At 41.7% G+C, this 13412-nt stretch carries 7 protein-coding genes, 3 tRNA genes and 2 rRNA genes (1 of these 12 cut by a window edge); 9 read left to right on the top strand and 3 right to left on the bottom strand.

Annotation, left to right across the window (positions count from 1 at the left end; translation table 11 throughout):
- Window positions 1-19: 19 nt before the first annotated feature.
- Window positions 20-1339, bottom strand: coding sequence for a hypothetical protein (locus G3O08_RS04490; RefSeq protein WP_163283484.1), 1320 nt, complete (start codon window positions 1337-1339; stop codon window positions 20-22).
- A gap of 410 nt (window positions 1340-1749) precedes the next feature.
- Here G3O08_RS04490 and purL point away from each other — a divergent pair, with 410 nt between their 5' ends.
- The 3 genes from purL to G3O08_RS04475 all read left to right on the top strand — a co-directional run bounded on the left by purL (window position 1750) and on the right by G3O08_RS04475 (window position 5567).
- A complete protein-coding gene (purL, locus tag G3O08_RS04485; RefSeq protein WP_163283483.1) occupies window positions 1750-4005 on the top strand; it encodes a phosphoribosylformylglycinamidine synthase subunit PurL in 2256 nt (751 codons plus the stop codon).
- A 27-nt stretch (window positions 4006-4032) separates the two neighbouring features.
- Window positions 4033-4536, top strand: a complete 504-nt coding sequence (tpx, locus tag G3O08_RS04480) for a thiol peroxidase (protein WP_163283482.1) — start codon at window positions 4033-4035, stop codon at window positions 4534-4536.
- Between the two features lie 182 nt (window positions 4537-4718).
- Window positions 4719-5567 (top strand): phosphopeptide-binding protein, encoded by an 849-nt coding sequence (locus tag G3O08_RS04475; protein WP_163283481.1) that lies wholly within the window; start codon window positions 4719-4721, stop codon window positions 5565-5567.
- A gap of 220 nt (window positions 5568-5787) precedes the next feature.
- Here G3O08_RS04475 and G3O08_RS04470 read toward each other — a convergent pair whose 3' ends face one another.
- Together G3O08_RS04470 and G3O08_RS04465 are read right to left on the bottom strand one after the other, a co-directional pair.
- Window positions 5788-8970 carry a choice-of-anchor tandem repeat GloVer-containing protein gene (locus G3O08_RS04470; protein WP_163283480.1) on the bottom strand — a complete coding sequence of 1061 codons (3183 nt, stop codon included), beginning with the start codon at window positions 8968-8970 and terminating at the stop codon, window positions 5788-5790.
- A gap of 211 nt (window positions 8971-9181) precedes the next feature.
- The gene (locus G3O08_RS04465) at window positions 9182-9751 is read right to left on the bottom strand and encodes a hypothetical protein (RefSeq protein WP_163283479.1); all 570 of its coding nucleotides are present in this window, start codon (window positions 9749-9751) and stop codon (window positions 9182-9184) included.
- Window positions 9752-9781: 30 nt separating this feature from the next.
- Here G3O08_RS04465 and G3O08_RS04460 point away from each other — a divergent pair, with 30 nt between their 5' ends.
- The 6 genes from G3O08_RS04460 to G3O08_RS04435 all read left to right on the top strand — a co-directional run.
- A complete protein-coding gene (locus tag G3O08_RS04460) occupies window positions 9782-10489 on the top strand; it encodes an SDR family NAD(P)-dependent oxidoreductase (protein WP_163283478.1) in 708 nt (235 codons plus the stop codon).
- A 540-nt stretch (window positions 10490-11029) separates the two neighbouring features.
- Window positions 11030-12551 (top strand): 16S ribosomal RNA (locus G3O08_RS04455).
- A 78-nt stretch (window positions 12552-12629) separates the two neighbouring features.
- Window positions 12630-12703, top strand: a tRNA-Ile gene (locus G3O08_RS04450).
- 11 nt (window positions 12704-12714) lie between these two features.
- Window positions 12715-12788 (top strand) — tRNA-Ala (locus G3O08_RS04445).
- Window positions 12789-12877: 89 nt separating this feature from the next.
- Window positions 12878-12945: transfer RNA gene (locus G3O08_RS04440), tRNA-OTHER, on the top strand.
- A gap of 55 nt (window positions 12946-13000) precedes the next feature.
- Window positions 13001-13412 (top strand): 23S ribosomal RNA (locus tag G3O08_RS04435); it runs 2408 nt beyond the window's last position.
- Together the 16S and 23S rRNA genes with 3 tRNA genes alongside form the textbook arrangement of a ribosomal RNA operon.

The raw sequence follows: 13412 nt of genomic DNA, 5'->3' as shown, positions 1-13412 counted from the left end.
GCAGCTCTTCTGTTATGAATCATAACCTTCTCACCATTCGCCGAATAATCGGAAACCGCCTTTGCAATTTCACATGATCTGTAAGCGCAAAAATCAGTACGAATAAAAATATGAGCGAAGGTAGTTTATAGCGTACCAGCGCTCCCAGTACAGGGACCACTTCTCCCGAAAGGACACCCAATACAAGTACAAAGCTTCCGCAAAAAGCAAGTATGGGAATGCTCAAACCGTACGGTCTTCTAAAATTCCAAATCATAATGCCCAAAACAAAAAGGAGAAGCAAGTTTTCTAATGCAGCAGGGATATACAGCAATTTTTCCCATTGCCATGGCCACGGACGTAAATAGGTGTTTACCATAGCGGCTGGTGCATTTAAAATAATATCGGCCGGGCCATTTATGGGGCGAAGCGCTATAATTGAACCCGAATTACTTTGATAGGCTACATTGTAAAAAGCGGTTTGCTTTAAATGCATCAGTTCCGAAATTTTTAACCCATCGCTAATATAAGGGCCAATAAAAAGGAGCGGGATAATAAGTAAGTGCGGGAGACTAAACCAAAGCCAAAATCGCCTGCCCGAAAATGCTTTTGCCAAAAGAAGCCCGACAAGCGCAGGTGCAAGGCACTGAATAACATACCCTTTGGCTACAAGGAGAATTAAAAATCCGAAAATTATTTTGAAATAATCGCTCCGCGAATGTTCTGAATAGATAAATCGAAAAAAACCTAGCAAAAAGATGCCCAGCCCCAGAAGAAACATTGGTTCTTTGAGCACGCCCGAACTCCAAAATAGGACCGTAGGCAAAAGGTAAACAGCAAAAAACATAGCCCACTTCTTACGCGGAAAATGGTTGACACACAACTTAAAAATCGCCGTAAGGCCTATCATAGCAAAGAAGCACCAAAAAACCGTGTGTATATGATAATAGCCAAGAGAAAAAAGCATTACAATGGCGTTGACGCGGATAATAGTGGCATTGTCGTTTAAAAATCCATTGTAATAATCGCGCTCCAGGTGGGTCATGCGCATATAATAACTCTGGGCTACAGAGTCAGTTTTCATTCCAATTCCGGAAATTAGCCGGAAAAAGACCATCGGACTTTCGTCGATGCTGCTGTACATGATTGCAGCATCATCGTAAAAGCGAAAAGCATCTCCCGTCCTCCTATTGGTATAATGATCGGTATAGAGTTGTGCAAGCCCGAAACCGGCTATTATTTTGAGAACGAAAACCGCAATGAGGTATTTTTTTCTCACACCCTTAATGTCAAAAAACTTCCAGTAATAAATGAGCCCGGAGAAAATGAAGATGTATGCAAGAAAGAGGAATAAATACACGGTTTATTATTTAAAATTCAATGTGTTAAAATTGTTTCTGGAGCCTTGTAATTTTAATGTTTTAATTCTTCAAAACTGCCAATGCGATTGCTAAGTTAAAAGTATAATCAATCAAATTGGATGGTTAAAGTGACAATAAATTTCCACTTTTCTAATGTCATTGAAATAAAATATACCCATGGTGGTAAAAAATACAACGAATATGAAGTAGAAAATAGAGAGAGCAGTCTGTGAATTAATTTTATTCAGACATAAAGTAACAATAATAAATTGAATTATGGGCAATGCAAAATATTCCCGCAGGTTTATTTTATAGGTCTGTTTTCTGCTTAATTCACAAATAGAAAGGGTGGTTTCCGTAATAAATTAGCTACTTTTGCACCAATTAATTTCAGACCAAAAACTAGAGAATGGATACGCTTACAAAAGATGTTGCAACGCTTGAACAGGCAAAGAATCTGGGCTTATTGGCCGAAGAATTTGAGAAGATAAAAGAGGTGCTGGGCAGAACTCCGAATTTTACCGAGCTCAGTATTTTTTCTATTATGTGGTCTGAGCACTGCTCGTATAAAAATTCCATTAAATGGCTTAAAACACTTCCAAAAGAAGGCCCTCACCTATTGGTAGAGGCCGGAAAAGAAAACGCCGGTTTGGTAGATATTGGAAACGGTGTGGCATGTGCGTTTAAAATTGAGTCGCACAACCACCCATCAGCGCTGGAACCTTACCAAGGCGCAGCAACTGGAGTAGGAGGAATTAACCGCGACATTTTCACCATGGGTGCGCGTCCCATTGCCCAACTTAACTCACTACGGTTTGGAGCAATAGATACAGATCATACTAAATGGCTGCTTAGAGGAGTGGTAAAGGGAATAGGCGATTATGGAAATGCCTTTGGTATCCCTGTTTTGGGTGGTGAGGTTTTCTTTGATGAATGTTACCAGACAAATCCGCTTGTAAATGCTATGAGCGTTGGTATTATGCATGCTGACGATATGATTTCGGCAACTTCGCATGGAGTTGGTAATCCTGTTTTTATAGTCGGCTCAGCCACTGGAAAAGACGGAATTAATGGTGCCTCATTTGCATCAAAAGATATTACAGAAGAGTCAGCGGGCGATTTGCCATCTGTACAAGTAGGCGATCCTTTTCAGGAAAAGCTATTGCTCGAAGCCAGTCTTGAGCTCGCTAAAACCGATGCAATAGTTGGTATGCAAGATATGGGTGCGGCGGGTATTACCTGCTCTACCAGCGAGATGAGTGCTGTTGAAGGTTTCGGAATGCGCATTGACCTTGATAAAGTGCCTACGCGACAGGAAGACATGTTGCCGTTTGAGATTCTACTTTCAGAATCGCAGGAGCGTATGCTGGTGGTTGTGAAAAAAGGAAAAGAGAAAATTGTACAGAATATTTTTGATAAATGGGATCTAAATTGTGTGCAGATTGGTGAAGTGACTGAAGGTGGCCAGCTTGAGTATTATATGAATGGCGAGCTGGTGGCTAACGTTCCCGCGCACGATCTTGTGCTCGGCGGCGGCGCTCCGGTTTACGACCGCGAGTATAAAGAGCCTGCCTATTTTGCAGAAAACAAGAAATTTAAAATAGAATCAGTTCCCGAGCCTACTAATCTGGCAGAAATTGGAATGAAATTGCTCGGCTTGCCAAACATTGCTTCTAAGCGCTGGATTTTTGAGCAGTATGATACCATGGTAGGAACCCGAAATATGAGCACCAACGCACCCTCTGATGCCGGTGTGGTAAATATTAAAGACAATGACTCTGCGCTCGCAATGACTGTAGATTGCAACGCGCGCTACGTTCACGCCGATCCCAAAACAGGAACAGCAATAGCCGTGGCAGAAGCAGCCAGAAATATTAGCTGCACAGGCGGAGAACCATCGGCAATTACAAACTGTCTCAATTTCGGAAATCCTTACAACCCCGAGGTTTATTGGCAATTTGTAATGGCTATTAAAGGAATGAGCGAAGCTTGCCTTAAATTCAAAACCCCCGTTACAGGTGGAAATGTGAGTTTCTACAACCAAACAGTAATTGACGGTAAAAATGCGGTGCCGGTATTTCCTACTCCAACCATTGGAATGATAGGAGTTATTAAGGATAAGAAGAAAACCATGAGCCTTGATTTTAAAGAAAAGGGCGATTTGATTTTCTTGCTTGGCGAATCCCGCGATGATATTTCCAGTTCAGAGTACCTCGCCAATATTGTTGGGACTAAGAATAGCCCTGCTCCTTATTTCAATCTGGATGAAGAGTTTGCTGTTCAAAAGGCAGTGCGCACCCTTATCGAAAAAGATTTGATTAACGCAGCACACGATATTTCAGATGGCGGTCTTTATACTGCACTTGTAGAAATGGGCTTGCCGCGTGGTTTGGGCTTTGATATTACCGGCGATGCCGCGGTGCGGGAAGATTCATTCTTGTTCGGAGAAGCACAAGGTCGTATTCTTGTATCGCTAAGTGGAAGTATTGAGGAAGAGATTATTGAAGAATTGCTAAGCCTTAAAGTGCCGTTCTCACTTCTAGGCCACGTAACTCGCGGAAAAATGGTAATCGATGATGCTCATTATGGATTTATTGACGATGCAGCTAAAATATATAACCATGCTATTGAACGAAAAATGGATTCGGCTGTTACAGATGTATAATTGAATATTCAAAAAAAGAAAAACGTAATGAATAAGACAAAATTTAAAGGTAGCGATGTGCACCTTACTGGAAACATTCCGGCATCGGGTTCAAAAGCACCTGATTTTACTTATGTAAAGGAAGATTTAAGCGAAGGAACCCTTCACGGTTTAGGCAATAAGAAAAAAGTAATTATCGCTCTTCCAAGCCTCGATACAGGTGTATGTCAAATGGAAGCCAAACGCTTTAATAAAGAACTCTCTTCAAGAAAAGATGTGGTAGGTCTGGTAGTTTCTAAAGATTTACCTTTTGCGATGAAGCGTTTCTGCGCTGCCGAAGGAATAGAGAATGTGCAAATAGCCAGTGATTTCAGAGGTAACTTTACCAGTCACTATAATACCGGCATGACAGATGGTCCGCTTAAAGGATTGAGCTCAAGAGCCGTTTTTGTATTAGATGGCGACAATAATATTAAGCACACCGAACTTGTAGGAGAGGTAACTGAAGAACCTAACTACGATGAAATCTTAAGGATTGTAGACAGTATCTAAAACAGGTTTTGAAATTATTATATAAAAAAGGGATGCCAGCGCATCCCTTTTTTATTAAACAATTAAATATCAGTGTTTGTTAACGAATTACCACGGCTGCTTTTCAAAAACATTTAAGTTTTTAAATGGCTACTTTATAATTTAACTACTTTTGAAAAAAATTAAAACAAAATTTATCTATTATGAAATCTAAATTAGGAGTACTCGCTATCGTATCTTTTCTTGCGCTATCTGCCTGCACGGGTGGCGGAGAAAACACTGAAGGAACAGAAAGCGATAAAATGGTTCAGGATACAACTTCAAATGATGTGATCCAGGAAGAAATGGGATCGGCAGATGTCATGGAAAAAGATGGTATTAAGGTTTCTGCTTATACTGCCTCTCCAGAATTTGCCGGAGCAAAGTTAACGCTCAAATCACCTAAAAACGGCGAGAATCTAAAGGCCGGAAACGTAAAATTTGACTATAATGTAGAAGGATACGAACTAGGTGCTCAAACTTCAGATGCCGAGACCAATGGCCTTGCAAATTCGGACAAAGGGCAGCACATTCATGCTATTCTTAACAATGAGCCTTATATGGCAGAATATTTGCCCGGATTTGAAAAAGACTTGAAAGGCGGTAAATACGTTTTGCTTTCTTTTCTTTCACGTTCATATCACGAAAGTGTAAAGAATCCTGAAGCGATGAGTATAATTGAATTTAATGTAGGAAATTCTGATGCGCAATCAATCGATTTAAACGCTCCGCACCTTTTTTACAGCCGTCCAAAAGGTTCGTATAAAGGCGAGGATACAAATAAATTGCTTCTTGATTTTTATCTCGTAAATGCCAATTTGAGCACAGATGGCTATAAAGTTCGCGCCACTTTAAACGGTACCGAGTTTATGCTTACCAATTGGTCTGCTTATGTAGTAGAAGGTTTGCCTAAAGGCGATGTTGAGGTAAAACTTGAATTGCTTGATGCAAACGGTGCAAGTGTAAATAGTCCATACAATCCGTCAACGCGAACGGTTACATTGGAAGAATAGACTTAATAGGATTTTCAACAGTAAAGATGCCTCGCGATTGCGGGGCATTTTTTTTTACAAAGAATTTGACTAGTCACAAATAGAGGCAGACTCCTCTCAAATGCTTGCAAGCAAAAGCAAAATAATCTTTACGCTGCCTGCATTGATTGCCAAGGCTGAAATAAAAAAAACCTACGACACACGTGCCGCAGGTTTATGGTCAGCATCTAATGCCAGAATATTATTGAACAACAAATCTTTTTACGCCGGCTATATGCTTATTAGAACCTTCAAAAATTAGAAGATTGTACATTCCAGACGCGATTGCGCCGGTGTTTATTGCAGTTCTATTTGTAGAAATTTTCCCGGTTAGAACTACCTTACCGGTAATGTTAACCACAGCATAGGTGAGTTGTGCCTGCATAGATGGAATATCCACATACACAGTACCACCTCCGCTTATTAAATTGGGAACGATTTGAAAATCAATCAAAGATGCCGTTTGGCTTAAGCCCACCGAACAGTTTTCATCGCAATTTGCCCAGCAGTAGTTCACAGTTTGGCTTTCTTCACCCACAATAAGCTGTCGCTTTCCATTCATAGCACATTGGCCTATTACATATTCACCATCAAAGAGGCTGGAGCCATTAAAGAAGTTAAATTCGTGTTCCCCGCTTCCAATAGTGAGTGTAGCCTCCCAAAAGCCGTCATTATTCAATGTCATAGGATACGCTGATGGAGTCCATCCCTGAAAGTTTCCGCCGATGTGAATTCCTTCGGGGCTCACCTCTAAGTTGCCCGCATCGAGTATGAAGGTAACCAAAATAGGAGGGCAGGGATCTGGCGCAATTCCGAGCGAGCCGGTTGTTCCGCTGCATCCCGTTTCTTCAAAAACATAATCGAGAACAATTTCTTGACCATTTGAAGGAAGTTCAGAAATTGTGACCAAATAGGAGTTTACTCCATCTATTAATTCTATTGTTTCACCAGCCACGATCAGCAGCCCACCCGGGTGAATGTTCATACTTATATTTAACGACAAGTCATATACATCTAATCCTACCTGGCAATCACCAATATCTGATGTCGTAAATACCGGGTTTATAGCCACCTCTTCACAAAGCCCGAAATTGCAAATTGCTACCGCGCATGGATCTTCTGAAGCGCAACCATCATTCCCATAACACTCGGGAAAGAAAAGTGCAGGAGCTCCTGTGGGATATTGGCCTGCTGAAGAGAATGAATAGATAGTTTCAAAACCATCAGTTTCGTCGTAGCTAAAGCAAGTTCCCTGATTTGTGGCTCCTCCATAAGTGCAAAATCCGTATATTTTTCCAAATTCATCTTCGGCCAAGCCACCGCTGCAATCCATTCCATCAGTATCGGTTGTAAACCCATGCAGTACTTCCATACCCGTTTCAACACTATACCTATATATAGTACCACCTCCATACAGACCTGCCGAAGTAGTACCATAAAGCTTGCCGTCGCTGTGAAGTAATAGTTTCGCTTTTGGAAACTCGCCTTCACTAGACGCATCAAAATGGTGCATTACAGTAACAAGGTTTATTTCCATATCAAATTGGAAAAGCGTACCGGCATTAAAATCTCCTCCGTGACTATTGGTGCCGTATAGCATACCATCCGCTCCCTCGGTTAAGCTTGCCTCCGGGTTTCCACCATCAAAAAATCCAAAAAAGTCCATTTCCACAAGGTATTCGCCAGTTTCCGTTAGTGAATATAGTACACCATCGTTATAAGCACCACCGGTAATGGTAGTACCGTAAAGGATTCCGTTGCTGTGTTTTACTACGCCTCCATAAGGAAATTGTCCCGCAGCCCCATCAAAATTATGGAGTACTGTGAGCTCTCCCGATTGAGATATTTTAAAAATAGTTCCTGAATTTCCGCTTCCGCCAAATCTGGCAGTACCATAATAATAACCATCATCGGCAAGAAATAAATCGCCATTCGGATTTTGACCATCTAATTCCGGGTCAAAATCATGCAAGTCTTCCGTAGTTCCGTCAAGATTGGTCTTGTAAAATGTTCCGGTATTAAATGCTCCTCCTACCTGAGTGATTCCATAAAATGTGTTTCCACTTTTATAAATTGAAACGGGAGTAGCACCTTCAAGAGGTAAGCTAAAGTCGTGTAATTTTTCAAAAGACTGATCTGCAGTGGAAAGCGTAAATAGGGTACCAAAGTTATTGGCACCACCAACTGTTCCTGCACCTATTACTAAATCATCTCCGTTAAAGGCGAGCGTGCCTACAGCATTACTTCCATTAGCAGAGTAATCCATATCTTTAACTTTCGTAAAATTGCCAGATTCGGTAATTGTGAATATTGTACCAAAACCATTGAGTCCTCCAAATTCTGTTATGCCATATAAAGTGGTGCCGTTTGTTTTACACAGCCCTGCTTTTGGATAACCCCCATCATTCGTTGCTTGTAAACTGCGCAACCTGGTGTAAACTCCCGCGGCAGTTACTTTAAATACCGTACCGGTACCATTTGTTCCGCCTTCACTACAAGTGCCCATAAAAACACCGGTGCTTGACTCTACAAGTCTACCAAAAGGATATCGCCCATCAGAGGTAGCAGAATTGATATGATAAATTATTTCGTGCGTATTATTTTGTGGATTTAGCTTGAAAATACTTCCCTGACTGAAATTACCGCCGTATTGGGTACTGCCGTAAAGTTTTCCATCGTCGGCGAAAATAACTCCACCTTGGGGATACGCTCCTGCTGCTGCACCGCCAAAATTGTGCTGAACGGTATAAATGCCATTCATACCATACGTAAAACAAGTTCCGAAACCATCGTTGCCTCCGCTGCTGCAAGCACCATATATTTTTTGATTTACGGGATTGTATGCAATTGCTCCGGAGGGATTGCCACCATCGGTAGAAGATTGAAAGCTGTGTAAAGTGGTAAACCCTTCATTTAATGAGTATTGGAAAATTGATCCTGCATTGTGTTCAGCTGCGCTAGAAGTAGTACCTATAAATACTCCGGGCGAAACTTCCACCATGTCTCCTTTGGCGTTCGATCCATCCGAAGCTGGATTCAGATTGTACAGGTTTTCAAAACCATTCGCACCGTAGCGAAAAATGGTACCACCATTATTTGCTCCACCCTCTGATGTTATACCATAATAGTTTCCATCGACACCTATTACAATTCGGGATCGCGGTTTGCTGCCTTCTACAGAATTAATAAACTCTGACTTGATTTGAAAATCGGTTCCGTCATCATACAAATTAAAGATGGAGCCAATACCATTTGAGCCCCCTTGCTGCGAAGTACCCCAGATTTGCACCTGGGCATGGGTAGAAAAAGGGTTGATTAAGGCGATTGAAAGAAGCGCACAAAACAAAAATGTATGTGCTTTTAATAAGTTTAGGGGGTGTAGCATGTAGATTTTATTCAATAGGTTTGCCTAATATACTGATACTTGAGCCGTTGGGTTACATGATTATTTACTTTATGAACCGAAAGAGAATAGATTAGATTTTTATTTAGAAAATTACACGGGTCTATAATTAGCAACTCGCAAAGCTTGTAGTTATTTGAAATTGTTTTCGGTTTAAACGCACGGGCAAAACTTATATTTACCGAAAGGGCGCCTAAAAACTAATCATACCACCAGCTCTCACTGCTATATCGCTGGGGTAGGGAGAGTTTATGTCGCCAATCAAATCATAAAAAACACCTATAAAGAAGCCACTGCCATTTGGGGTGCGTTGACTAAGACCTGCTCCTACAAACCAAACAGGAATGGTAACCCGGTCTGGAATATAGTCTGAAGTGGGGTTGTAATATAATTCGTCTAAATTGAGCACTTCAAATTCTGTTTGTAGAAAAATGTTTTCAATTACAAAGTATCTACCAAATACAGAACCACCATATATAGATGACTCTAAGCCAATGAACCGATTATCTTTGTAGTATTGATAAGACGGTCCGGCGCCAACCGAGAATTTAGGGCTCACATTAAAACCAATAATCGGTGCTATCCTTATATAAGTAATCGTTCCAAAACTCAAACCCAGGTCGCCTCCAAAAAAGAGGCGATCTTTAAATGGAAGCCCCGCATAAGGATTATTACTTTCTTTGTCCTGACCATGGGCAGAATTTGCCGCAAGGGCAATAATAATAAGAAGGCTAAATTTTGAAAGTCTGATTAATGAGTTCATCTAAGGCATTTATATATAGAAACAAAAGTAATGAATAAGAAAGAAAACCGCACAGTTTGTATCACAGGTTGTGGAAGAGGATTGGGATTTGAATTAATTCAGTCATTTTTAAACGATACCGATTTGCACATAGCAGCTATTAGCAGAAATGGTGATGTTTTAAAAAAGAAATTAGAATCTTCCCTTTCGGGGAATAGGGTTACGGTAATTGAAGCCGACATAAGTACAAATATAGGACGCGATAGGATATATAATGAATTAAAGAATTTACCTGAACTGGGTTATCTAGTACACAATGCAGGTAAATTATTATTCAAACCATTTAAGGATATTGGAGAAAAAGAATTGACAGACATTTATACTATTAATGTATTTGCTCCTTTTTTACTGACTCAAAAACTTATTCCATTAATGGATTCTACGCATACTATATCTATAAGTAGTGTGGGTGGCGTAGAGGGCAGTATGAAGTTTGCGGGTCTCTCGGCGTACTCCACCAGCAAAGCGGCACTCAATTGTTTGACTGAAATGTTGAGTGAGGAGTTTAAGGAAACAGCCAATGTTTTTAACTGTTTAGCTTTGGGAAGTGTAGACACTGAAATGTTTAATGCTGCATTTCCTGGTGCTACTGCCTCGACTACGACAAAAGATATGGCAGATTACATTGTTTCTTTTGCCGTAAAGGCGCCCAAAATAATGAGGGGAAAAATTATTTCGCTTTCTGTTTCAAATCCTTGATCTTGGTTTTCAATAGCTTAAATGCTATTCCCAAAATTAATTCAAATTTTTTTCGATAAGACCTTGCAAAGTTTAAAAATGGCTGTACATTTGCAGCCGCTTTGAACGCAAGGCGCGATTTAAAAAAGACCAAAACGACGCGAAAGCAGAAACTTGAAAACTTTTTGAATTATTCTTTTGGGAATCGAAAAACTGTATTACTTTTGCCATCCCATTTAACGAAAGGGGGCTTTTCAAAAAACAAGTTTTGAAATTAATTTTCGAAATAAGTTGCAGGAAACAAAAAGAGTATTACCTTTGCGCTCCCTTTTAAAGAAAAGGAAATTTAGCAAGCGAAAAATGGAGAGAGCGTTTCTCGAAATATTTTCTTCAAAAAGTTTGTTGGATTAAAAAATTGATTATCTTTGCGCTCCCAAATTGTTGGGAGTACTAAATAGAAAAGTTCTTTGAAATTTGTAATAGCAGCAAGCCAGATTCATATTTAAAAATTACCAGGACACAAACTCACAAATTTTGTTCTTCGGAACATAAACTTTTATTACAACGGAGAGTTTGATCCTGGCTCAGGATGAACGCTAGCGGCAGGCCTAACACATGCAAGTCGAACGGTAACATGAGAGCTTGCTCTTGATGACGAGTGGCGCACGGGTGAGTAACACGTGTACAACTTACCTCTAACTGGGGCATAGCCCGAAGAAATTCGGATTAATACCCCATAACAATTGAAATTCGCATGTTTTTCAATTTAAAACTCCGGTGGTTAGAGATGGGTACGCGTCCTATTAGTTAGTTGGTGAGGTAACGGCTCACCAAGACTTCGATAGGTAGGGGTTCTGAGAGGAAGACCCCCCACACTGGTACTGAGACACGGACCAGACTCCTACGGGAGGCAGCAGTGAGGAATATTGGACAATGGACGAAAGTCTGATCCAGCCATGCCGCGTGAAGGAAGACGGCCCTCTGGGTTGTAAACTTCTTTTATATGGGAATAAACCCCCCGACGTGTCGGGGGCTGAATGTACCATACGAATAAGCACCGGCTAACTCCGTGCCAGCAGCCGCGGTAATACGGAGGGTGCAAGCGTTATCCGGATTTATTGGGTTTAAAGGGTCCGTAGGTGGGATTGTAAGTCAGTGGTGAAATCTTTCGGCTTAACCGGAAAACTGCCATTGAAACTGCAGTTCTTGAGTATGCTCGATGTAGGCGGAATATGTCATGTAGCGGTGAAATGCATAGATATGACATAGAACACCGATAGCGAAGGCAGCTTACAAGCGCATAACTGACACTGAGGGACGAAAGCGTGGGGAGCGAACAGGATTAGATACCCTGGTAGTCCACGCCGTAAACGATGATCACTAGACATTGGCGACATACTGTCGGTGTCAAAGCGAAAGTATTAAGTGATCCACCTGGGGAGTACGATCGCAAGATTGAAACTCAAAGGAATTGACGGGGGCCCGCACAAGCGGTGGAGCATGTGGTTTAATTCGATGATACGCGAGGAACCTTACCTGGGCTTGAACGCATTTTGACAGATACGGAAACGTATCCTTCTTCGGACAATTTGCGAGGTGCTGCATGGTTGTCGTCAGCTCGTGCCGTGAGGTGTCGGGTTAAGTCCCATAACGAGCGCAACCCCTATCGTTAGTTGCTAGCAGGTAATGCTGAGGACTCTAACGAAACTGCCCGTGCAAACGGTGAGGAAGGTGGGGATGACGTCAAATCATCACGGCCCTTACGTCCAGGGCTACACACGTGCTACAATGGCGCATACAAAGGGCAGCTACCTGGTGACAGGATGCTAATCTCTAAAGTGCGTCTCAGTTCGGATCGAAGTCTGCAACTCGACTTCGTGAAGCTGGAATCGCTAGTAATCGCATATCAGCCATGATGCGGTGAATACGTTCCCGGGCCTTGTACACACCGCCCGTCAAGCCATGGAAGCTGGGGGTGCCTGAAGTCGGTAACCGTAAGGAGCCGCCTAGGGCAAAACTGGTAACTGGGGCTAAGTCGTAACAAGGTAGCCGTACCGGAAGGTGCGGCTGGAACACCTCCTTTTTAGAGACAATCCTGGTAACAATAAATTGAATCTCGGCCTGCTATTACATTTTTTATTTTAATATCTTCATTTTATCTAGTCCTGTAGCTCAGTTGGTTAGAGCACTACACTGATAATGTAGGGGTCCGCAGTTCAAATCTGCGCAGGACTACGGAATAAAATGGGGGATTAGCTCAGCTGGCTAGAGCGCCTGCCTTGCACGCAGGAGGTCATCGGTTCGACTCCGATATTCTCCACTTTGGGAATATTGTCGCCGCTGATATAGTGGCGACAATCCCCAAAATCTTGGAAATGTTCAAGATTATTACACATTATTAAACGTTTTTGATATATAGCTCAATGGTTAGAGCATTCCCTCGGGAAAAGTGTTCGGTTCGATTCCGTTCTTATCAACTATTCAATCAGTAGATTGAAAACGTTCTTTGACGTATTGGTAAAAGTAGAAAATTTAAAAGTTATTAAGAGCAATTGGTGGATGCCTTGGCTCTCAGTGGCGATGAAGGACGTGATAAGCTGCGATAAGCTACGGGTAGGTGCACACAACCTGCGATCCGTAGATTTCCGAATGGGGAAACCCACTATACTGAAGGTATAGTACCCGAAAGGGGGCAAACCCGGAGAACTGAAACATCTAAGTACCCGGAGGAAAAGAAAACAATAGTGACTTCCTAAGTAGCGGCGAGCGAACGGGAACCAGCCCAAACCTAAAATGTTTCGGCATTTTAGGGGTTGTAGGACTGCAACGTGGACTTTAAATTTATAGTAGAACAAACTGGAAAGTTTGGCCATAGAAGGTGATAGCCCTGTAAGCGAAATAGATTTAATACCTAGCAGTATCCTGAGTAGCGCGGAACATGTGA

It is taken from the genome of Cryomorpha ignava (assembly GCF_010686655.1).
GTDB classification, from domain to species: domain Bacteria; phylum Bacteroidota; class Bacteroidia; order Flavobacteriales_D; family Cryomorphaceae; genus Cryomorpha; species Cryomorpha ignava.
The sequence above is the reverse complement of the archived record's forward strand: the minus strand, read 5'-3'. Positions and strand labels throughout refer to the sequence as shown.

Coding starts and splice junctions, on each gene's coding strand:
- tpx (WP_163283482.1), top strand. CDS start 4,033: ATGAATAAGACAAAATTTAAAGGTAGCGATGTGCACCTTACTGGAAAC.
- G3O08_RS04465 (WP_163283479.1), bottom strand. CDS start 9,751: ATGAACTCATTAATCAGACTTTCAAAATTTAGCCTTCTTATTATTATT.
- G3O08_RS04470 (WP_163283480.1), bottom strand. CDS start 8,970: ATGCTACACCCCCTAAACTTATTAAAAGCACATACATTTTTGTTTTGT.
- G3O08_RS04475 (WP_163283481.1), top strand. CDS start 4,719: ATGAAATCTAAATTAGGAGTACTCGCTATCGTATCTTTTCTTGCGCTA.
- G3O08_RS04460 (WP_163283478.1), top strand. CDS start 9,782: ATGAATAAGAAAGAAAACCGCACAGTTTGTATCACAGGTTGTGGAAGA.
- purL (WP_163283483.1), top strand. CDS start 1,750: ATGGATACGCTTACAAAAGATGTTGCAACGCTTGAACAGGCAAAGAAT.